The sequence below is a fragment of the Mycobacterium sp. SM1 genome (genome assembly GCF_018361265.1).
In the GTDB taxonomy this organism is placed as follows: Bacteria; Actinomycetota; Actinomycetes; order Mycobacteriales; family Mycobacteriaceae; genus Mycobacterium.
This window is the reverse complement of sequence record NZ_JAFLNH010000001.1, coordinates 1,549,272-1,569,107: the sequence shown is the minus strand read 5'-3', so window position 1 is coordinate 1,569,107 and position 19,836 is coordinate 1,549,272. Positions and strand designations below refer to the sequence as shown.

Genomic DNA, 19,836 nt, shown 5'->3' with positions numbered 1-19,836 from the left:
CCAGCCCTCGTTATTCACTGGCAGTGCGGTTGCGCGCCGTCCGCGTGCCCCGGGAACCCTCGGGTGGGCGGCCCATTCCCAGCACATACGACTTGACCAGGTGGTTCCAGCTGCAGGTCCGGCAGACCTCCACCACGTGGACCGAGAAGTCGGCGTAGCGGGTGGCCATCAGGGCCAACTCTTCGGTGGTCCGCGCGGAGCCCGACATCGCGCCTAGATGATCGCCGAACACCCACGACACCAGCGTGAGCTGTTCCTTTCGGCAGATCGGGCACCTCGCCGGGATGGGTTTCCCGTGGAACTTTGCGGCGCGCAGGAGGTAGGGGTTTGCATCACATACCTCGGACACACCAGTGCGCCCCGAGTACACCTCGGCCAGCAGTGAACGCCGCCGAAGCGCGTAATCCACCACCTGTCGCTGCGATCGCACGCTGACCAGAGTACGTCGTCTTCCCCGTGTTACGACGCAGACCGGCACGGCTTTATCGCCGTCACCGCCGATGGCGCCGTCACCTCGGTGGATCTGGGTGAGTCCAGCGCCCCGCGAACCCCTCGAACCTCCCCGAGCCCGCGCCCGGGCCACCACTTCAAGCGCTCGCTGGTTCGCGGCTGAACGGAACGCGAACAGCAGTCGGTGTAGCGATATATATATCGAAACGATAGGATGATCCGACGCGTCGAGCGGTATAGGTAGTTCAGCAAGGGAGGTGATTCGATGCTGGAACTCGCCATTCTCGGTCTCCTGCTCGAATCCCCCATGCACGGCTACGAGTTGCGTAAAAGGCTCACTGGTTTACTGGGGGCATTCCGGGCGTTTTCCTACGGTTCACTTTATCCGGCTCTCCGCCGCATGCAGGCCGAGGGGCTGATCGCAGAGAACGCCGCGCCCGCCGGGACGCCGGTGCGCCGGGCCCGGCGCGTGTACCAACTGACCGACGCCGGCCGGCGGCGCTTCGCCGAACTGGTGGCCGACACCGGTCCCCACAACTACACCGACGACGGCTTTGGAGTGCACCTGGCTTTCTTCAACCGCACTCCGGCCGAGGCCAGGATGCGGATCTTGGAAGGCCGCCGCCGCCGGGTGGAGGAGCGCCGTGAAGGCCTGCGCGAGGCCATCGCGCGGGCGAGTAGCTCCCTAGACCGCTACACCCGCCAGCTGCATCAATTGGGGCTGGAGTCCAGCGAGCGTGAAGTCCGGTGGCTCAACGAGCTGATCGCAGCGGAACGGTTAGCGCAAGGCCGCGCCGAATAGGCCTGAACGCATCTAACGGTACGTGAACACCCACGACAGAGGTAAGGAGAACGCCCTATGAGTGAGCACATCGCGCCGGAGGCGTCGGCCGAGATTCGAGTCGCCATTGTCGGCGTCGGCAACTGCGCGTCCTCGCTGGTACAGGGCGTCCAGTACTACCGGGACGCCGACGAGACTTCGGCGGTGCCCGGCTTGATGCATGTCCGATTCGGGCCGTATCACGTGCGCGATGTCAAATTCGTCGCGGCGTTCGACGTGGACGCCAAAAAGGTCGGCTTCGACCTCTCCGAGGCGATCTTCGCCTCCGAGAACAACACGATCAAGATCGCCGACGTGCCCCCCACCAATGTGGTGGTGCAGCGCGGCCCGACGCTGGACGGCATCGGCAAGTACTACGCGGAGACCATCGAACTCTCCGACGCCGAGGCGGTCGACGTCGTGAAAATCCTGCGCGAGGCCGGTGTTGACGTTTTGGTTTCCTACCTGCCGGTGGGCTCTGAAGAGGCAGACAAGTTTTACGCCCAGTGCGCCATCGACGCCCGCGCGGCGTTTGTGAACGCGTTGCCGGTATTCATCGCCTCCGACCCGGTGTGGGCCCGCAAGTTCGCCGACGCCGGAGTACCGATCGTCGGCGATGACATCAAGAGCCAGGTCGGCGCCACGATCACCCATCGGGTGATGGCCAAGCTGTTTGAGGACCGCGGTGTGCAACTCGACCGCACCATGCAGCTCAATGTGGGTGGCAACATGGATTTTCTCAACATGCTCGAACGGGAGCGCCTGGAGTCGAAGAAGATCTCCAAGACCCGGGCGGTGACCTCCAACCTGCAGCGTGAGTTCAAGACGAAAGATGTGCACATCGGTCCGTCCGACCATGTCGGCTGGCTGGACGACCGCAAATGGGCGTACGTGCGCCTGGAGGGGCGGGCATTCGGCGACGTGCCGCTAAACCTCGAGTACAAGCTCGAAGTGTGGGACTCACCTAATTCCGCGGGCGTCATCATCGACGCCATCAGGGCCGCGAAGATCGCCAAAGATCGCGGGATCGGCGGGCCGGTCATCCCGGCGTCGGCGTACCTGATGAAGAGCCCGCCGCAGCAGATGCCCGATGACGTCGCGCGCGCCCAACTGGAGGCGTTTATCGCCGGCTAGCTCGCGAGAGTGCCACTGGTGGCGGCCCTTTTCGGGAAACGTGTTGCTGGTGGCACTTTCGCGGCGGCTTGCTCCCGGCGGCTCTTAGCGGAACGCGTCAGTAGCTCCAGGCCCAGTCGCGGACTTCGGGCAAGTCCTCGCCGTGGCGGTGGGTCCAAAGCCGGTGGCGGGTGCGCAGGTCTTGCATCCGCTGACGCAGCCGGGCGCTGCGGGGACCGAGGCCGGGGACCCGGTCGAGCACGTCGATGACGAGTTGGAACCGGTCCATGTCATTTAGCACGAGCATGTCGAATGGCGTTGTAGTGGTGCCCTCTTCCTTGTAGCCGCGCACGTGGATGTTGTGGTGGTTGGTGCGCCGGTAGGTCAGCCGGTGGATCAGCCAGGGATAGCCGTGGTAGGCGAAAATGACCGGCCGGTCGGTGGTGAACAGGGTGTCGAATTCGCGGTCGCTCATGCCGTGGGGGTGTTCGGTCTCGGGTTGCAGCCGCATCAGGTCGACGACATTGACCACCCGTATCCGCAGGTCGGGCAGGTGTTCGCGCAGGATCGACGTGGCGGCCAGGATCTCCAGGGTGGGGATGTCGCCGGCGCAGCCGAGAACCACGTCGGGTTCGCCGTCGTCTTCGGTGCCGGCCCAGTCCCAGATCCCGGCGCCGCGGGTGCAGTGCAGGATGGCGTCGTCCATGCTCAGCCAGTCGTGGGTGGGTTGTTTGCCGGCGACGATGACGTTGATGTAGTCGCGGCTGCGCAGGCAGTGGTCGGCAACGGAAAGCAAGGTGTTGGTGTCCGGCGGCAAGTAGACGCGGATGATCTCGGCTTTCTTGTTCACGACATGGTCGATGAAACCGGGGTCTTGGTGGGAGAAGCCGTTGTGGTCCTGGCGCCACACGTGCGAGGTCAGCAGGTAGTTCAGCGAAGCGATCGGGCGCCGCCAGGCGAGTTGCTTGCTGACCTTGAGCCACTTGGCGTGCTGGTTGAACATCGAGTCGACGATGTGGATGAAAGCCTCGTAGCAGGAGAACAGGCCATGGCGCCCGGTGAGCAAATAGCCTTCCAGCCAGCCCTGGCACAGATGCTCCGACAACACCTCGGCCACTCGTCCCTCGGTGGCGAGGTGCTCATCGACGGGCAGAATCGTCGCCTCCCACTGCTTGTCGGTGACGTCGTAGACGGCGCTGAGCCGGTTGGACGCGGTCTCGTCCGGCCCGAACAGCCGAAAGTTGCGACTGCTGGCGTTGGCGCGCATCACCTCCCGCAGGAATCGGCCCAGTGTCCTGGTCGGCTCGGAGAGGGTCCCGCCGGGTGTAGCGACGTCGACGGCGAAATCGGTGAACTCGGGCAGCCGCAGCGGCTGTAGCAGCAGCCCGCCGTTGGCGTGCGGATTGGCCCCCATCCGGCGGGCGCCGCTTGGTGTGGTGGCGAGCAGCTCCGGTAACGGCCGGCCGGTGTCGTCGAACAACTCCTGCGGCCGGTAGGAACGCATCCAATCCTCCAGCATCGCCAAATGCCGCGGGTTTTCCCGCACCGCCGGAAGCGGGACCTGATGGGCGCGCCAGGTGCCTTCGACCGGCTCGCCGTCGACCTCGACGGGGCCGGTCCAGCCTTTGGGTGAGCGCAGCACGATCATCGGCCATCTCGGCCGGGTCGCATCACCATCGGTACGCGCGCGTTGCTGGATGCGGTGAATCTCGGCGAGGGCGTCATCCAGGGCGGCGGCCATGTCCCGGTGCATGCGGTGTGGGTCGGAACCGGTGACGTAGCGAGGACCATAGCCGTATCCGCGCAGCAGCCAGTCCAGTTCCTCCTCGGGGATGCGGGCCAGCACGGTGGGGTTGGCGATCTTGTAGCCGTTGAGGTGCAGAATGGGCAGCACGGCACCGTCATGAACGGGGTCGAGGAATTTGTTGGCATGCCAGCTGGTGGCCAGTGGCCCGGTTTCCGCCTCACCGTCACCGACGACGCAGGCCACCACCAGGTTCGGATTGTCGAACGCCGCGCCGTAGGCGTGGGCCAGGGAATAGCCCAATTCCCCGCCCTCATGGATCGAGCCGGGCACCTCGGGGGCGACATGGCTGGGCACGCCGCCGGGGAAAGAGAATTGGCGAAACAGCGTGTGCATGCCGTGCTCGTCGCGGGGCACATCGGGATAGCACTCCGAGTAACTGCCCTCCAGCCAGGCGTTCGCCAGCAGGCCCGGCCCCCCATGGCCAGGGCCGATCACATACATCATGTCCAGGTCGTGGTGGCGGATCAGCCGGTTCAGATGGGTGTAGATGAAGTTCAGACCGGGTGTGGTGCCCCAATGCCCGAGCAGCCGGGGTTTGATGTGCTCGGGCCTCAGCGGCTCGCGCAGCATGGGGTTGTCCAGCAGGTAGATCTGCCCGACGGACAGATAGTTCGCGGCACGCCAGTAGGCGTCCATGCGTAGCAGTTCGTCGAGTTCCAGCGGCGTGCCGCTAGCCACAGCCATTTATCCTCCTGGTGTCGAATCATGGCCGAACCAGATTTCAGCGCAGCGGGTTTCGATGTGCCCCACCCACCACCTCATCGCTTCTCGGTGCCACCCTCGCGGCCCGGGTGACTGCCGCCACCGCTTCGCCGGGCCGGGCCCCGACATGGCGCCGCCGCACCTGCGACCGCCACACACGTGTGCGAGCGCCCGTGACGGTCGACATCTCACGGGCGCCGCGCCGACGTGACGGCTTCCAGGCCGCGGCAGAACGGGTCCACCCGGCACCTTACCGTGGGCATATGACGTCCATCGACCGTAATTCCGTGCGTATTGGCGTTCAACTGCAGCCCCAGCACGCCCCGCAATACCGCATCATCCGTGACGCGGTCCGCCGCTGCGAGGACATCGGCGTCGACGTCGCGTTCAACTGGGATCATTTCTTCCCGCTCTACGGTGACCCCGACGGTCCGCATTTCGAGTGCTGGACGATGCTTGGCGCGTGGGCCGAACAGACCTCGCAAATCGAAATCGGCGCGCTGGTAACCTGCAACTCCTACCGCAATCCGGACCTGCTCGCCGATATGGCCCGCACCGTCGACCGCATCGCCAACGGCCGGCTCATCCTGGGGATCGGGGCCGGGTGGAAATACAAGGACTACCGCGAGTACGGCTACCGGTTCGGCACCGCCAGCAGCCGCATCGATGACCTGGCGGTCGCGTTGCCCCGCATCAAGGCCCGACTCGCCAAGCTCAATCCACCGCCGGCGCGGCAGATGCCCCTGCTGATCGGCGGCGAGGGTGAGCGCAAGACCCTGCGACTGGTCGCCGAGCATGCGGATATCTGGCACAGCTTCGCCACCGGGGCCACCTACCCGCATAAGTCGGCCGTGCTGGCCGAGCACTGCGCCGCCGTCGGGCGTGACCCGGCCAGCATCGAACGCTCCGCCGCGGTCGGCGGTGAGACCGGCACGGGCCGGAGGCCCGACGAACTTATCGCCGAGGCGGAGGTCTTGGCCGGTCTCGGGATAACGCTGCTGACCATCGGCTCTAGCGGCCCGGATTACGATCTGAGCGGCGCGCAAGCGCTGTGCCGCTGGCGGGACACGCTGTAGACCGCTTTAGACCGCTTTAGACCAATCCCGGTAGACCATCCCGCTGATGTAATCCACTGTGAAGCGATATAAGTCGGAGTCGATTAACCGGCAGCCGGCTTTCACCCACCGGGCCGAGTTGGAGCGCGAGACCGTCTCCTGGATGCCCTGGTACCACACGGCCAGCCCTGAGCGGCACGGCCGGGCCTGCGGTGCCCGTCGTCGGCGGCCGGCGCAGCTCGGTCCCTGGCCGGATGTCAATGCCGGATGAATTCGCCACAGACCACAGATGAGCGGTCGGATCAGCGGCAGGCCACAGAGAGAACGGCGGCTGTAGATGCTCGAGCATTGGGAAGTGCCGGACGTCGAGCGTCGCCAGCTGCGAGCCCTGCACGTCGGCGGTTGCAGCGATGAGGTAGTCGCCGAGGCCGAGGCGGCCGCCACACTTCGCGGCGCTCACCGCTCCAAATACCGCGGATGAGTTCGCCGACCGTGACAACGCTGATGGCGAGAGGCGCGTCCTTCCGAGTGCCCACAAGCCACTCCCGTGCCGCGGCGACAGCACGCAAATTGTGATCAGCACATCGGAGTCGACAAGGATCACGAGGTGCGGCGCCGCACCCGGGCACGGTGCGCTTCTTCCGCACGTCGTGGCGTCTCTCAGGCCGTCGGCGGATACCTTACGGTTATGACCTCCAACGTGGGCGAACACCGGCTCGGTGGAAAAGTCCTGGCAGTGGCCGCGGCGATCCTGATGGTGTGGGCCCTGGGAGGGGCGCCATCCGCAGCCGCTGACGCCGATCAGTGCGCCCCGCCAGGGGTTGACGGCGCGATCGCGTTACCGAGGAAGCTGGCCACGGCCAATCGGCCCCATGAGGACAAGTACACGACCGCCGATGTCGAACCGCTGAACTCGGTGGACGTTAACGCATTAGGGCTAGCCACGCCCGGGACGCTGACGGTCGCCACCGTGACACAGGCCCCGCCGATCGCCTGCGTCAACTCCAGCGGCCGGTTCAGCGGCTTCGACAACGAGCTTCTGCGGGCCATCGCCGCCAAGCTGGGTTTACGGGTCAACTTCGTCGGCACCGACTTCTACGGGTTGCTGGCGCAGGTGGCGGCGCGGCGCTTCGACGTCGGCTCGGCGTCGATCACCGCCACCGAAGCACGCCGGCGCACGGTCGCTTTCACCAACGGCTATGACTTCGGCTACTTCTCGTTGGTCGTACCCGCCGGCTCGGCGGTCGCCAGCTTCAATGATCTCACCCGCGGGCAGCGGATCGGTGTCGTCCAGGGCACGGTGGAGGACGCCTACGTCGTCGAGACCCTGCATCTGCAACCGGTGAAATTCCCCGACTTCATCACCGCCTACGCCAGCCTGAAAACCCGCCAACTCGATGCCTGGGTGGCACCGGCGCTGCAGGCGCTCAACGCGGTGCGTCCGGGCGACCCGGCCGCGATCGTCGCGCACACCTTCAGCCCGGGCAACTACGTGGCGTACGCGGTCGCCAAGGAGAACCGCCGGCTCATCGCGGCGTTGAACTCGGGGTTGGACGCGGTCATCGCCGACGGCACCTGGTCACAGCTATACACCGACTGGGTTCCTCGCCCGCTGCCACCCGGGTGGCAGCCGGGGTCCAAGGCGGCGTTGACTCCCCACCTGCCCGACTTCGCCGCGATCGCCGCCCGCCACCACCGGGCGGTGGATGAGCCTGTTCCACCCAAGTCAACGTTCGCGCAATTACGGGACTCCTTTTTCGATTGGGATCTCTATCGGCAGGCAATCCCCGTCCTGCTCACCACCGGGCTGCCCAACACGCTGATCCTGGCGATCAGCGCCACCGTGATCGGCCTGATATTCGGCATGGGCCTGGCGGTCGCGGGGATTTCGCGCCGACGTTGGCTGCGCTGGCCGGCACGGGTATACACCGACATCTTCCGCGGCCTGCCCGAGGTGGTGATCATCCTGCTTATTGGGCTTGGTGTCGGGCCGCTGGTGGGTGGGCTGACCAATAACAACCCGTACCCGCTGGGGATAGCCGCGCTAGGACTGACCGCCGCAGCGTATCTCGGTGAGATTTTCCGCTCCGGCATCCAAAGCATCGACCCCGGGCAACTGGAAGCCTCCCGCGCGCTCGGGTTCAGTTACCCCGCCGCCATGCGCCTGGTGGTGATACCCCAGGGCATACGGCGGGTGCTTCCCGCGCTGGTGAACCAGTTCATCGCTCTGCTGAAGGGATCCGCATTGGTGTACTTCCTGGGCCTGATCGCCGGGCAGCGCGAGCTTTTCCAGGTCGGTCGCGACTTCAATGCGCAGACCGGCAGCCTGTCACCGTTGGTTGCCGCCGGCGCCGTTTACCTGATGCTGACGATTCCGCTGACCCACCTGGTCAATCTGATCGATGCCCGGCTACGCCGGGGCCGGGCTTCGGCCGAGCCGGACGCGCCGGAGCTGATCGGCTCGACGACGGAGATGACGTGACCGGCAGGGTGGCATTAGTCACATCGGTATCCTTGGCGGGCAAGGATATTCATCTGTCATTCGGTAAAAACGCGGTGTTGCGCGGCGTCGACATCGAGGTGCCGGCCGGGCAGACTGTCGCGGTGATCGGGCCGTCGGGCTCGGGCAAATCGACATTGCTGCGCACGCTGAACCGGCTCTATGAGCCCGACCGCGGCGACATCCTGCTCGACGGCCGCTCGGTGCTCGGTGACAACCCCGACCGGCTGCGCCAGCGAATTGGCATGGTATTTCAGCATTTCAACCTGTTCCCACACCGCAGCGTGCTGGACAACGTCATGCTGGCCCCCCGCAAGCTGCGGCGGTTATCGGCCGATGCCGCCCGGGAAGTGGCACTGGCGCAGTTGGAGCGCGTCGGCTTGAAGCACAAGGCCAACGCCCGCCCCGGCACGCTCTCGGGTGGTCAACAGCAGCGGGTCGCAATCGCCCGTGCCCTGGCGATGAGCCCGCAAGTGATGTTTTTCGACGAGGCAACCTCGGCGCTCGATCCCGAACTGGTCAAAGGCGTTTTGGCGCTGATCGCCGACCTCGGCGCCGAGGGGATGACGATGCTGGTCGTCACCCACGAAATGGGCTTCGCCCGCTCGGCGTCGGATGTCGTCGTTTTCATGGATCACGGAAAAGTAGTGGAAACCGGCTCGCCCGAGCGGATCTTCGAGGCGGCGCAGACGGAACGGCTGCAGCGGTTTTTATCCCAGATCCTTTGACCGGTTGCTCGATTCCGCGGTTCCCGCCGGCCAGTTACGTTAGACTGGCAAACTATGCCGGACAGGGGAGTCACCGCGCCCGAGGTGACGCAGTTGGCGGAGGGGCTGCACCGCGCGCTGTCAAAACTATTTTCCCTGCTGCGCCGCGGTGACCCCACGGGTAGCGCTGTCGCGGGCGATCTGACCCTCGCGCAGTTGTCGATCCTGGTCACCCTGCTTGATCAAGGCCCGATGCGGATGACCGACCTTGCCGCGCACGAACGGGTCCGCACCCCCACCACTACGGTGGCGATTCGCCGGTTAGAGAAGATCGGGCTGGTAAAGCGGTCGCGGGATCCCGCCGATTTGCGTGCCGTGCTGGTCGATATCACCCCGCGCGGGCGGGCCGTCCACAGCGAGGGGCTGGCCCGTCGGCGGGCCGTCCTGGCGGCGATGCTGAGCCAACTCCCCGAGTCCGATCGGGAAATCCTGGCCAAGGCGCTGGGGCCGCTGGAGCGGCTGGCCTCCGGGGACCCGGTGGCTGTCGCGGCGGACGTTTCCCCCGAACCCCAGCGGGCCTGAGAACTGCCATCGCCAATGGCGCCACACATGACCACCGATATCTTGGACCCCGCAAGCCTGCGACGCGGGACTCGGCTTGCCCGGAATCGTCGACCCCGGTGCCGTCGAATCGGGATCGGTAAGCTTCCGTTCCCGCTTTAGGCTGGCGTTTATGCCAACAGCGCTTATCACCGGCGCGAGCCGTGGCATCGGTGCGGCCATCGCCGCCGCCCTGGCGCCCACCCACACGCTGCTGTTAGCGGCGCGGCCCTCCGCCCGGCTCGAGGCGGTCGCCAACGGCCTTGGCGCCACCAGCTGGCCGCTCGATTTGACCGACACCGAGGCGATCTTCACCTATGCCGAGGACCTCGCCGAACTTGACGTGCTGGTCCACAACGCCGGGGTATCGATCCCCGGACACGTCGGCGAGACGAACATCCACGACTGGCGAGCCACCTTCGATGCGAATGTCTTGGGTGCGGTGGCGCTTACCCTAGCGCTGCTGCCGGCATTGCGCCGCGCGCACGGCCAAGTGGTGTTCATCAACTCCGGGTCGGGACGCAGGGTTTCGGCGGGCATGGCCGCGTATTCGGCCAGCAAATTTGCCTTACGCGCCTTCGCGGACTCCCTGCGCCAGGATGAGCCGGCGCTGCGGGTGACCACCGTCTACCCCGGCCGCACCGATACCGACATGCAGCGTGAACTGGTCGCTTTCGAGGGCGGTGACTACAACCCGGCCGACTTTCTGCGGCCGGACACGGTCGCCGGGATTGTCGCCAGCGTGTTGAGCACGCCGCCCGATGGCCATGTGCATGAGGTGGTGATCCGGCCCCGCCGAAGCTAAACCACCAGGTTAACCAGGCGGCCGGGCACCACGATCACCTTCTTGGGGGTGGCGCCGGCCAGGAACGCCTGCACTTTCTTGTCGGCAAGGGCCGCGGCTTGCATGGTGTCGGCATCCGCACCGGCGGGCACCGTGATGTGCCCGCGTACCTTGCCATTAACCTGCACCGGATACTCAACGGTGTCTTCGACCAGGTAGCCGGGGTCGGCAACCGGGAACGGACCGTGGGCCAGCGAAGTGGTGTGCCCCAACCGCTGCCACAGCTCCTCGGCCAGATGCGGGGCGAGCGGGGCCAGCATCAGCACCAGCGGCTCCACCGCCGCCCGGGGCGTCGAGTCGCGATGCTCTTTGGTGAGGTGGTTGGTGTATTCGATCAACTTGGCCACCGCGGTGTTGTTGCGCAGCGCCGCATAATCGTCGGAGACGCCTGCGATGGTGCGATGTAGCAGCCGCAGCGTGTTCTCATCTAACTCCGCGTGATCGATAACCCGGGTTTTTCCGGTGTATTCGTCGACCACCAGCCGCCACACTCGCTGCAAAAAGCGGTACGCCCCGACGACGTCCTTGGTGGCCCAGGGCCGCGAGGCCTCTAACGGCCCCATGGACATCTCATAGACCCGCAGCGTGTCCGCGCCGTAGTCGTCGCAGATCTCGTCCGGCGACACCGAATTCTTCAGGCTCTTACCTATTTTGCCGAATTCTTGGAAGACCTCGATCTCGCCCGCAGGTCCGGGGTAGATGAACTTGCCGTTACGTTCGATCACCTTTTCGGCCGGGACATAGGAGCCGCGGGCATCGGTGTAGGCGAAGGCCTGAATGTAGCCCTGATTCACCAGCCTCCGGTAAGGCTCACGAGAGCTGACATGGCCTAAGTCATAAAGGACCTTGTGCCAGAACCTCGAATACAACAGGTGCAGCACGGCGTGCTCGACGCCGCCGACGTACAGGTCGACGCCGCCGGGGTCGTCCGGGCCGTGCTCTGCCGGCCGCGGGCCCATCCAGTAAGCTTCGTTTTCCTTGGCGCAGAATCGCTCTGAGTTGTGGGGATCGGTGTAGCGCAATTCATACCAAGAGCTTCCCGCCCACTGCGGCATCACATTGGTGTCGCGGGTGTACGGCTTCAAACCGTCGCCGAGGTCCAGCTCGACATGCACCCATTCCGTCGCCTTGGCCAGCGGGGGTGACGGGTCGCTGTCGGCGTCCTCCGGATCGAACAAAACGGGCTGGTAGTCCGGCACGTCCGGTAGCTCGACGGGCAGCGCCGATTCAGGCAGCGGGTGCGGGCGCCCGTCGCTGTCGTAGACAATCGGGAACGGCTCACCCCAATACCGTTGTCTGGCGAAAAGCCAGTCCCGTAACTTGTACTCGACGCGGGCCCGCCCGCGGCCATCGGCTTCCAAGCGGGCGATGACGGTTTTTTTGGCCGCGGCCACGTCCATGCCGTCGAGGTAGCCGGAGTTCACCAGCACGCCGTCTCCGGTATAGGCGGCCCGTGAAATGTCTCCGCCGGAAATGACTTCCACAATCGGCAGGCCGAACTCCTGGGCGAACTCCCAGTCACGTTGATCGTGCGCGGGAACCGCCATGATCGCCCCGGTGCCATACCCGAGCAGCACATAGTCGGCAATGAAAATCGGCACCGGGGCACCGTTGACCGGATTGGTCGCGTAACTGCCCAAAAAGACGCCCGTCTTCTCCTTATATTCCTGGCGTTCTAGGTCTGATTTCGAGGCGATCGCGCCCCGGTAGGCCGCGACCGCCTCCACAGGGGAGGGCGCGCCAAAGGTCCAGCGGGGATCAACCCCGTCCGGCCAGGACGCCGTAACCAGCCGGTCAACCAGATCATGCTCGGGGGCCAGCACCAGATACGTGGCGCCGAACAGGGTGTCGGGCCGGGTGGTGAACACCTCGATGTCGACGGCCGTGCCGTCGGCGGTGGTCGCCGAGAACAGCGCCGACGCCCCACTGGAGCGGCCGATCCAGTTGCGCTGCATCGTCTTGACCTTCTCCGGCCAGTCCAGCAAGTCGAGGTCGTCAAGCAGTCGATCGGCGTAGGCGGTGATGCGCATCATCCATTGCCGCAACCGTTTCCGAAACACCGGGAAGTTGCCGCGATCGCTGCGCCCGTCGGCGGTGACCTCTTCATTGGCCAACACCGTGCCCAGCCCGGGGCACCAGTTCACCCACGCATCGGCGCGGTAGACCAGGCGGTAACCGTCGATCACATCAGCCCGCTCACCGGCCGACAACGTGGCCCAGTCCCGGCCATCGTCGAGGCGCCGTACGCCCGCGTCGAATTCCGCGATCAGCTCGCTGATCGGCCGCGCCCTATTGGCCGCGGTGTCGAACCAGGCGTTGTAGATCTGCAGGAAAATCCACTGCGTCCACTTGTAGAACTCGACATCGGTGGTTGCGAAGCTGCGGCGCCGGTCGTGGCCGAAACCTAGCCGGCCCAACTGACGCCGGAAGTTGGCGATGTTGGCTTCGGTCCTGGCGCGCGGGTGGGTGCCGGTCTGCACCGCATATTGCTCAGCGGGCAACCCAAACGCATCGAATCCCAGCGCGTGCAGGACGTTCCGGCCGATCATCCGGTGATACCGGGCGTAGACGTCGGTGGCGATGTAGCCCAACGGGTGACCGACATGAAGGCCCTCGCCCGACGGATAGGGGAACATGTCCTGCACGAACAGCTTGTCCTCGGGCACCGGTGAGCCGTCCGCCGGGGCCAGGGAGCCCACCGGGTTGGGCACGTCGAAGGTGCCTAACCGCGCCCACTTGTCCTGCCACTCCCGTTCGATACGACCGGCCAACTCCGCGGTGTATCGATAGCGCGGCACGCCGCAGTCCGCGGCGGCGGTCCCCGGGGAGTGTCCGGGCGCGGCGGTGCTGGATTCGGTCACGTCAACAGGGTATAAGGGCAGCGTCTCGCGGCTTGGAACGCACGGGTTGATCTCGGTTGCGTTGCGGACCGATCAGAGCTTCATCCCAGCTCTATGCCGAGCCTGGCGGTCACCGCCGAGCTGTGGTTACAGTCAGCTCGACGACTAGGCCCGTTGGGGAAGGATCACCGCGCATGGTCGAGCTTGCCCGCAGCTGGCGAGTACCAGCGGCGGTAGCATGCGCCGGCGGTCTCACCCTGGGCATAGCCGGCATCATCGCCTGGACGGGCACCACGGCATCCGCAGAGCCGGTGCTGCCGTCGCCGGCCATTCCCGCGCCGGTGACGGTAACCCCGACCGTCGCGGTCGGTCCCGAGAGGGTCGGCACCAGCAGGTCCGGCGCGTCGCCATCGGTGATGCCCAACCCGCTGTATTCGCCGATGCCGCCGACACCGCCCGCGCCGCCAGGGCCAGCCGCGGTGGTGGCGCCGCCGCAAACGCTGGTTCCCGCCGACTCCGGCACGATACGGGAGTACCTGCAGGCCAAGGGGGTCAAACTGGAACCCCAAAATCCGCAATCCCTCAAGGCTCTCGACATCACTTTGCCGATGCCAGCCGGCTGGGCACCGGTGCCCGACCCCAATGTGCCCGACGCGTTCACCGTGATCGCCAACCGCTTCAGTAGGAGTCTGTACACATCGAACGCGCAGGTGGTGGTCTACAAGCTGGTCGGTGACTTCGACCCCAGACAGGCCATCACCCACGGCTATGTCGACAGCCGGCAGCTGCCGGCATGGAAAACCACCCGTGCCTCCCTGGCTGATTTTGGGGGGTTCCCGTCGTCGATCATCGAGGGCACCTATCGCCAAAACGACCTGACATTGAACACTTCACGCCGCCATGTCATAGCCAGCTCAGGGCCGGACCGCTACCTGGTGTCGCTGACGGTGTCCACCGATGTCGCCCAGGCCGTCGCCGAGGCACCGGCCACCGACGCCATCGTCAACGGGTTCCGGGTGACCCCATCCCCCACGACCGCGCCGCCCGGGCCGGTCCCGGTGCCGCAGCCGACGCCGGTGACGCGGTCCGCGCCCTAGCGTGAGCCTAGCGCGACAACGGTGCGCGTGCCCGCCCACGTGCCGGTGCGAAAACCATTGGTCGGTAATGATCACCCGGCGGTTTCCGCACGGTCAATTCCGGCTGACGTCGATCGGGTGCGTGGCGAGCAGCGACAACGGCAACGGCTGGCGCCGCAGCGCCCGCCCCCACAAATCGACCCCGGGCCCAACCAGAACGTCGGATGGTAACGCCGACAACACGATCCAGTCGTCACGCTCGATTTCGCTTTCGAGTTGGCCAATAGTCCAGCCCGAGTAGCCGGCGAAGATCCGGATTCCTTCGACCAGCGGTGCAACCGCCTCCGGATCGGCGTCCAGGTCGACCATCGCGATCCGCCCGGACACGTGCCGCAGAGCTGGGGTGGAGTGCAGATCGGCGCCCACACGCAAGGTCGCCAGGCACAACGCCGCATCGTTTTTGACCGGCCCCCCGATGAACACGGCCTTCGGCTTGGCCGCCAGCCGAGCCCACTTCGGCAGCACGTTGTACACGGCGGTTTCGCTGGGCCGGTTGAGCACCACGCCTAAGGTACCGCCGTCATTGTGCTCGATGATGTAGATCACGCTGCGGCGAAACGTCGGCTCCAGCAGATCGGTGCTGGCCAGCAACAGCGTGCCCGCTCGCACGCGATGCGCGGCGGGTGCGACATAGTCTTCGGGATCTTCGGGCGGCGCCACCCCACCATCATGGCACCCCGCAACGCTCCCGCAGGTCCGCACGCCGATACATCCCACCGCCGAGGAGTCGCGGTTTCACGGTGCTCGGTGCCGGGCCCGGCCGCACCGCCACGGGCACCGCCGGCACTGGCGAACACTCCTGGCGGCCGGAGAATGGCGTCTATGCACTGCGAGCTTCGTGTCGTGGCGAGCTGCCCTCACCGCGGCCCGGCCGCGGCCTTGTTTCGGGACGTGTTAGACGCCGTCGGCTTGCCCGGAGCCGCCTTCGACACGGTGGTGATCGACAGCGCGGCGAGCGCCGCCGCCCTGAATTTCACCGGCTCCCCCACATTCGTGATCGACGGCGCGGATCTCTTCCCGCAGGTGCCCTCCCGGCCGGACCTAGGGTGTCGGCGCTACCCGGCCGAGCACGGGTCGCGCGCGCTTCCGTCGCGTGATGAGTTGCTGGCCGCAGTCCGGGCCAAAACGGCGGAAGCGCAGCTGGCGCTGGCCCAGCACATGCACTGGCAACAGACATACGCCGCCCACCCCTGTCTCTACGGCGAGGAGCCGTCGGCGGCTGCGAAGTACGCCCTGCAGCTGTTCAGGTCCCGGGGGACCACCACGGTGCTCGAACTCGGCGGCGGTCACGGCCGTGACGCGCTGTTCTTTGCCCGCAACGGACTCGCCGTGCAAGTCACCGATTTCAGCACCACGGCGCTCGGTCAATTAACCACTACCGCAGCAGCGCAAGGGCTGTGTGATCGAATTACCGCTATCCAGCACGATGTCCGGGCTCCGTTGCCGGTGGGCGACGCCTCCATCGATGCGGTATTCGCCCACATGTTGCTGTGTATGGCGCTGTCCACCAGCACTATTCGTGCCGTCGTAGCGGATGTGCGCCGAGTGTTGCGGCCCGGCGGAGTATTCGTCTACACCGCCCGGCACACCGGTGACGCGCATTATCGCGCCGGGATATCCCACGGCGACGACATCTACGAGCACGGCGGCTTTGCCGTGCACTATTTCTCCAGGCGGCTCGTCGAAGAGCTCGCCGCGGGGTGGAACCTGATCGATGTGCACGAGTTCTCCGAAGGCGAGCTGCCGCGGCGTCTCTTCTGTGTCACTCAGGCCAGCCCAGCGGCGTAGCGGTGTTGACAGGCGGCTAAAGGGTGCCGGCGCTGTCGGCAGCGCCGTCGCCATCAGCGTCCCTGAGCTTGACGTCCCACCGCCCATCACCGTCACCGTCCACATACGCGGTGTCGAACACGCCGGCGTCATTGGCCAACAGCACACGGTCGGCAATCCCGTCACCGTCGTTGTCGACCAGTCGGTCATCGGCGCGCCCGTCGGCGTCGAAGTCGACCAGCGCCGTGCCGCTATGCTCGACCCCGTCAAGACCGAACCAGCGCAACTGCCCGCCGCGATCCACTGCAAGCGTCCATGTCCCGGAACCGTCGTCGGTAAAGTAACTCTCCGCGGTGCCGTCATTGTCGAGGTCGAGGACGGCGTGATCCACGATTCCGTCCCCGTCTAGATCGGCCAGCGCATCATCACGCATGCCGTCACCGTCCAAATCCAGGCCAATCGCATCCAGCCTGCCGTCACCGTCGAGATCGAGGTCGGGTTGCCCGTCCCATATCTTCGCGGTCCCGCCGCTGTCTCCTAAGCAGTACTCCATGACTGTTCGGACGCCGGGTGGCCGCTACCGGTTCCCGCGCGAGCGCCACCAGGCCAGCAACTCCGCCGTTGCCTCCTCACGGCTGAGCGGCCCGCGGTCCAGCCGCAACTCCTTGAGATAGCGCCAGGCCTCGCCGACCTCGGGACCGGGCGGGATGGCGAGGATCTGCATAATTTGGTTGCCGTCCAGATCGGGGCGTACCCGGTTTAGATCCTCCTGGGCGGCCAGGGCCGCGATGCGGGCCTCTAATTCGTCGTAGCTGGCCCGCAGTCGCGCGGCCCGGCGCGCGTTGCGCGTGGTGCAATCCGCGCGCACCAGCTTGTGCAGCCGGGGCAGCAACGGCCCCGCATCGGTGACGTAGCGGCGCACCGCCGAATCCGTCCACTTGCCGTCGCCGTAACCGTGGAAACGCAGATGCAGGTACACCAGTTGTGATACGTCGTCAACCATTTGCTTGGAATACTTCAGCGCCCGTAGCCGTTTTCGCGCCATCTTGGCGCCAACTACCTCGTGGTGGTGGAAGCTGACGCCCCCGTCGGGCTCCAGGCGGCGGGTCACGGGCTTGCCGATGTCATGCAGCAGCGCTGCCCACCGCAACACCAGATCGGGGCCCTCATCCTCCAGATCGATGGCCTGGCGCAGCACCGTCAGCGAATGCTGGTACACGTCTTTGTGCTGGTGGTGTTCGTCGATCGCCATCCGCATGCCCCCCACCTCCGGCAGCACCACCTCGCCAAGCCCGCTCTGCACCATCAGGTCGATGCCGGCGACCGGGTCGGCGCCGAGGAGCAGCTTATCCAGTTCGGCGGCCACCCGCTCAGGGCTGACTCGAGCCAGCTGCGGTGCCATATCCTCGATCGCCGCCCGGACCCGCGGGGCGACGGTGAACCCAAGCTGGGAAACGAACCGGGCGGCGCGCAGCATTCGCAACGGGTCGTCGCCGAAGGACACCGACGGCGCCGTCGGGGTGTCCAGCACGCGGGCGCGCAACGCCGCCAAACCGCCCAGGGGATCCAAGAATTCACCTGGCCCCTTCGGCGTGATCCGCACCGCCATCGCGTTCACGGTGAAGTCTCGGCGCACCAGGTCGTCGTCGAGACGATCGCCGAAAAACACCTCCGGGTGGCGCGATACCTGATCGTAGCGATCTGCGCGGAAAGTGGTGAACTCCAGCCGGTGATCCCCTTTGGCGACACCGACGGTCCCGAACTCGATACCGGTGTCCCACAACGTATCGGCCCACGCTCTAACGATCTGCTGCACTTCTGCGGGGCGAGCGTCGGTGGCGAAGTCTAGGTCGGGGCTCAGCCGGTCGAGCAATGCGTCTCGGACGGACCCGCCGACCAGGTACAACTCGCGGCCCGCGGCGGCGAACAACGTGCCCAGTTCCCCCAACAGCTGGACGTGCCGATTCAACGCCACCGCAGCGGTGGTCAGCAGGTCGCCATCCTGGGCGGTTTCGGACACGTCCGATCAGCGTAGTCGCGCGACGCCGCCGGGTGCCCACGACCGGAAACAGAGCGCGACCACCAAACCGTTGCAAGTGAGTGATCTTTAGTGGTCACGCGACTTGCACCCCGTCTCGGGGTTGTTCGGCGGCCTTGCGGCCGCGTCCCTTCCACGCTTCACGGCCACCTGCCCGGCCAGGCCGGGTCTTACGGTCGGCTCCACGCTTGACGGCGGCCCCAACTGGGCCGACGACGCTAATGGTTTCCTCGTAGCGCGCGAGGTTGATCGCGGCGTTGTCATCGCGCTGATGGACCGCCAAACACGCGGCACATTGCCACTTTTCGTCCCATCCGATGTCCTGCACATGCCCACAAAGGTGGCAGGTTTTGCTCGACGGGAACCAGCGGTCAGCGACCACCAGCCGTGACCCGTACCAGCCAGCCTTGTAGGCCAGGTGCCGCCGCGGGGTGCCCAGGGCGGCATCGGAGAGTCCCCGCCGCCGGGCGCGAGCCCACGGCAGGCCCTTTTGCCGCAGCATCCCGGCGGCGTCTAATCCTTCCACCACGACCCGGCCGTGGGTTTTGGCCAATCGTGTTGTCAGAACGTGCAGGTGATGAGTGCGGACATCGTTGACCCGGCGATACAGCCGAGACATCTGCGTGGTGCGCTCCCGATACCGGCGGGAGCCTTTCACACAGCGTGAACGGGCCCGCGACACATGCCGTAATTCGCGAAGCGCCGCCTCAAGCGGGCGCGGGTTAGCCACCTGTTCGATCACGCCGCCGCCGGCGCTGGCCACGCTCGCCAGCCGGCGCGCCCCGACGTCGACACCGACCCGCGACTCGGGCAGCGCCACGCCGGGCTGAATCGGCCGCTGCACCAGCACCCGCACGCTCGCGTCGAGTCGAGTGCCGTTGCGGCGCACGCTGATCGCCAGCACCCGCGCGCGGCCCTTGGCGATGAGTCGCTCGATGCGGCGGGTGCTCTCATGGGTGCGGACGGTGCCGATCACCGGCAACGTGACATGCCGGCGGTCGGGTTCGACGCGCATCGCTCCGGTGGTGAACGTCACGCGGTCGGCGTCGCGTCTTTTCTTCTTCAACCGGGGGAAGCCCATCGGCTTGCCGTCGCGTTTGCCCGATCGGGAGCTCTGCCAGTTCCAGTAGGCGTCCACCGCGCCGGCGATGCCATCGGCATAGGCCTCTTTCGAGCATTCGGGCCACCACACCGCGCCGGTCTGGCTGTTGACGCACACCTCGTCTTTGACCTGATTCCAGCGTTTGCGCAACACCCGCAGCGAGGGCCTCGCGGTCTTAACACTGGCGGCGTGCCACGCCCGGATATCGGCTTTCAGCGTGGCGACGGCCCAGTTGTAGGCCTTGCGGCGGGCCCCGAAATGCCGCGCCAGCGCGCGGGCCTGGCCCCCGTTCGGGTCCAGGGTGAAACAGAACGCCTGCACACACCAGCCGTCGGGCACCTCGAAACGCGGCATC

The 19,836-nt window shown here is 66.2% G+C and carries 16 protein-coding genes and 1 pseudogene; 9 read left to right on the top strand and 8 right to left on the bottom strand.

Annotated features, from left to right (window positions below; all coding sequences use genetic code 11):
- Window positions 1-10: 10 nt before the first annotated feature.
- Complete coding sequence (locus tag MSM1_RS07190; protein ID WP_213440837.1) at window positions 11-430, bottom strand: DUF5318 family protein; 420 nt, start codon at window positions 428-430, stop codon at window positions 11-13.
- Window positions 431-715: 285 nt separating this feature from the next.
- Between MSM1_RS07190 and MSM1_RS07185 the strand changes: the two genes are divergently transcribed.
- Together MSM1_RS07185 and MSM1_RS07180 are read left to right on the top strand one after the other, a co-directional pair.
- Entirely contained in the window at window positions 716-1,252 is a 537-nt protein-coding gene (locus MSM1_RS07185) for a PadR family transcriptional regulator (protein ID WP_213440836.1), read from the top strand.
- 57 nt (window positions 1,253-1,309) lie between these two features.
- Complete coding sequence (locus MSM1_RS07180; RefSeq protein WP_213440835.1) at window positions 1,310-2,404, top strand: inositol-3-phosphate synthase; 1,095 nt, start codon at window positions 1,310-1,312, stop codon at window positions 2,402-2,404.
- A gap of 97 nt (window positions 2,405-2,501) precedes the next feature.
- Here the strand turns inward: MSM1_RS07180 and MSM1_RS07175 are convergent, their stop codons facing one another.
- The gene (locus MSM1_RS07175) at window positions 2,502-4,874 is read right to left on the bottom strand and encodes a phosphoketolase (protein WP_213440834.1); all 2,373 of its coding nucleotides are present in this window, start codon (window positions 4,872-4,874) and stop codon (window positions 2,502-2,504) included.
- 281 nt (window positions 4,875-5,155) lie between these two features.
- On the opposite strand from MSM1_RS07175, the gene MSM1_RS07170 reads away from it, so the two are divergent.
- Window positions 5,156-5,968, top strand: coding sequence for an LLM class F420-dependent oxidoreductase (locus MSM1_RS07170; protein WP_213440833.1), 813 nt, complete (start codon window positions 5,156-5,158; stop codon window positions 5,966-5,968).
- A gap of 295 nt (window positions 5,969-6,263) precedes the next feature.
- On the opposite strand, the pseudogene MSM1_RS22655 reads toward MSM1_RS07170, so the two are convergent.
- Window positions 6,264-6,551: pseudogene (locus MSM1_RS22655) on the bottom strand (VapC toxin family PIN domain ribonuclease); the annotation flags it as partial.
- 84 nt (window positions 6,552-6,635) lie between these two features.
- Between MSM1_RS22655 and MSM1_RS07160 the strand changes: the two are divergent.
- From MSM1_RS07160 to MSM1_RS07145, 4 genes are all read left to right on the top strand, one after another.
- Window positions 6,636-8,429 carry an ABC transporter substrate-binding protein/permease gene (locus MSM1_RS07160; RefSeq protein WP_213440831.1) on the top strand — a complete coding sequence of 598 codons (1,794 nt, stop codon included), beginning with the start codon at window positions 6,636-6,638 and terminating at the stop codon, window positions 8,427-8,429.
- Window positions 8,426-9,175: an amino acid ABC transporter ATP-binding protein gene (locus MSM1_RS07155; RefSeq protein ID WP_213440830.1), complete on the top strand. Its 750-nt coding sequence runs from the start codon at window positions 8,426-8,428 to the stop codon at window positions 9,173-9,175. The genes MSM1_RS07160 and MSM1_RS07155 overlap by 4 nt, the downstream gene beginning before the upstream one ends.
- 54 nt (window positions 9,176-9,229) lie before the next feature.
- Window positions 9,230-9,736 (top strand): MarR family winged helix-turn-helix transcriptional regulator, encoded by a 507-nt coding sequence (locus MSM1_RS07150; protein WP_213440829.1) that lies wholly within the window; start codon window positions 9,230-9,232, stop codon window positions 9,734-9,736.
- A gap of 151 nt (window positions 9,737-9,887) precedes the next feature.
- Window positions 9,888-10,559 (top strand): SDR family oxidoreductase, encoded by a 672-nt coding sequence (locus MSM1_RS07145; protein ID WP_213440828.1) that lies wholly within the window; start codon window positions 9,888-9,890, stop codon window positions 10,557-10,559.
- Here the strand turns inward: MSM1_RS07145 and leuS are convergent.
- Complete coding sequence (gene leuS / locus MSM1_RS07140) at window positions 10,556-13,459, bottom strand: leucine--tRNA ligase (protein WP_213440827.1); 2,904 nt, start codon at window positions 13,457-13,459, stop codon at window positions 10,556-10,558. The two genes, MSM1_RS07145 and leuS, sit on opposite strands and share 4 nt — an antisense overlap.
- A 173-nt stretch (window positions 13,460-13,632) precedes the next feature.
- On the opposite strand from leuS, the gene MSM1_RS07135 reads away from it, so the two are divergent.
- A complete protein-coding gene (locus MSM1_RS07135; RefSeq protein WP_213440826.1) occupies window positions 13,633-14,535 on the top strand; it encodes an LpqN/LpqT family lipoprotein in 903 nt (300 codons plus the stop codon).
- 93 nt (window positions 14,536-14,628) lie between these two features.
- Here the strand turns inward: MSM1_RS07135 and MSM1_RS07130 are convergent, their stop codons facing one another.
- Window positions 14,629-15,234: a YqgE/AlgH family protein gene (locus MSM1_RS07130; RefSeq protein WP_213440825.1), complete on the bottom strand. Its 606-nt coding sequence runs from the start codon at window positions 15,232-15,234 to the stop codon at window positions 14,629-14,631.
- Between the two features lie 162 nt (window positions 15,235-15,396).
- Between MSM1_RS07130 and MSM1_RS07125 the strand changes: the two genes are divergently transcribed.
- Window positions 15,397-16,362 carry a class I SAM-dependent methyltransferase gene (locus MSM1_RS07125; RefSeq protein WP_236054786.1) on the top strand — a complete coding sequence of 322 codons (966 nt, stop codon included), beginning with the start codon at window positions 15,397-15,399 and terminating at the stop codon, window positions 16,360-16,362.
- Between the two features lie 16 nt (window positions 16,363-16,378).
- On the opposite strand, the gene MSM1_RS07120 is transcribed toward MSM1_RS07125, so the two are convergent.
- The 3 genes from MSM1_RS07120 to tnpB all read right to left on the bottom strand — a co-directional run bounded on the left by MSM1_RS07120 (window position 16,379) and on the right by tnpB (window position 19,835).
- The gene (locus MSM1_RS07120; RefSeq protein WP_213440824.1) at window positions 16,379-16,894 is read right to left on the bottom strand and encodes a pullulanase; all 516 of its coding nucleotides are present in this window, start codon (window positions 16,892-16,894) and stop codon (window positions 16,379-16,381) included.
- A gap of 24 nt (window positions 16,895-16,918) precedes the next feature.
- Window positions 16,919-18,361, bottom strand: a complete 1,443-nt coding sequence (locus MSM1_RS07115; RefSeq protein ID WP_213440823.1) for a CCA tRNA nucleotidyltransferase — start codon at window positions 18,359-18,361, stop codon at window positions 16,919-16,921.
- Between the two features lie 94 nt (window positions 18,362-18,455).
- Window positions 18,456-19,835, bottom strand: coding sequence for an IS607 family element RNA-guided endonuclease TnpB (gene tnpB, locus MSM1_RS07110; RefSeq protein ID WP_213440822.1), 1,380 nt, complete (start codon window positions 19,833-19,835; stop codon window positions 18,456-18,458).
- Window position 19,836 lies beyond the last annotated feature (1 nt).

What these genes read in the sequence shown, in the direction of transcription:
- MSM1_RS07185 (WP_213440836.1), top strand. Translation starts at nt 716, where the DNA reads ATGCTGGAACTCGCCATTCTCGGTCTCCTGCTCGAATCCCCCATGCAC.
- MSM1_RS07180 (WP_213440835.1), top strand. Translation starts at nt 1,310, where the DNA reads ATGAGTGAGCACATCGCGCCGGAGGCGTCGGCCGAGATTCGAGTCGCC.
- MSM1_RS07175 (WP_213440834.1), bottom strand. Translation starts at nt 4,874, where the DNA reads ATGGCTGTGGCTAGCGGCACGCCGCTGGAACTCGACGAACTGCTACGC.
- MSM1_RS07170 (WP_213440833.1), top strand. Translation starts at nt 5,156, where the DNA reads ATGACGTCCATCGACCGTAATTCCGTGCGTATTGGCGTTCAACTGCAG.
- MSM1_RS07160 (WP_213440831.1), top strand. Translation starts at nt 6,636, where the DNA reads ATGACCTCCAACGTGGGCGAACACCGGCTCGGTGGAAAAGTCCTGGCA.
- MSM1_RS07150 (WP_213440829.1), top strand. Translation starts at nt 9,230, where the DNA reads ATGCCGGACAGGGGAGTCACCGCGCCCGAGGTGACGCAGTTGGCGGAG.
- MSM1_RS07145 (WP_213440828.1), top strand. Translation starts at nt 9,888, where the DNA reads ATGCCAACAGCGCTTATCACCGGCGCGAGCCGTGGCATCGGTGCGGCC.
- MSM1_RS07135 (WP_213440826.1), top strand. Translation starts at nt 13,633, where the DNA reads ATGGTCGAGCTTGCCCGCAGCTGGCGAGTACCAGCGGCGGTAGCATGC.
- MSM1_RS07125 (WP_236054786.1), top strand. Translation starts at nt 15,397, where the DNA reads ATGCACTGCGAGCTTCGTGTCGTGGCGAGCTGCCCTCACCGCGGCCCG.
- MSM1_RS07120 (WP_213440824.1), bottom strand. Translation starts at nt 16,894, where the DNA reads ATGGAGTACTGCTTAGGAGACAGCGGCGGGACCGCGAAGATATGGGAC.
- tnpB (WP_213440822.1), bottom strand. Translation starts at nt 19,835, where the DNA reads ATGCCGCGTTTCGAGGTGCCCGACGGCTGGTGTGTGCAGGCGTTCTGT.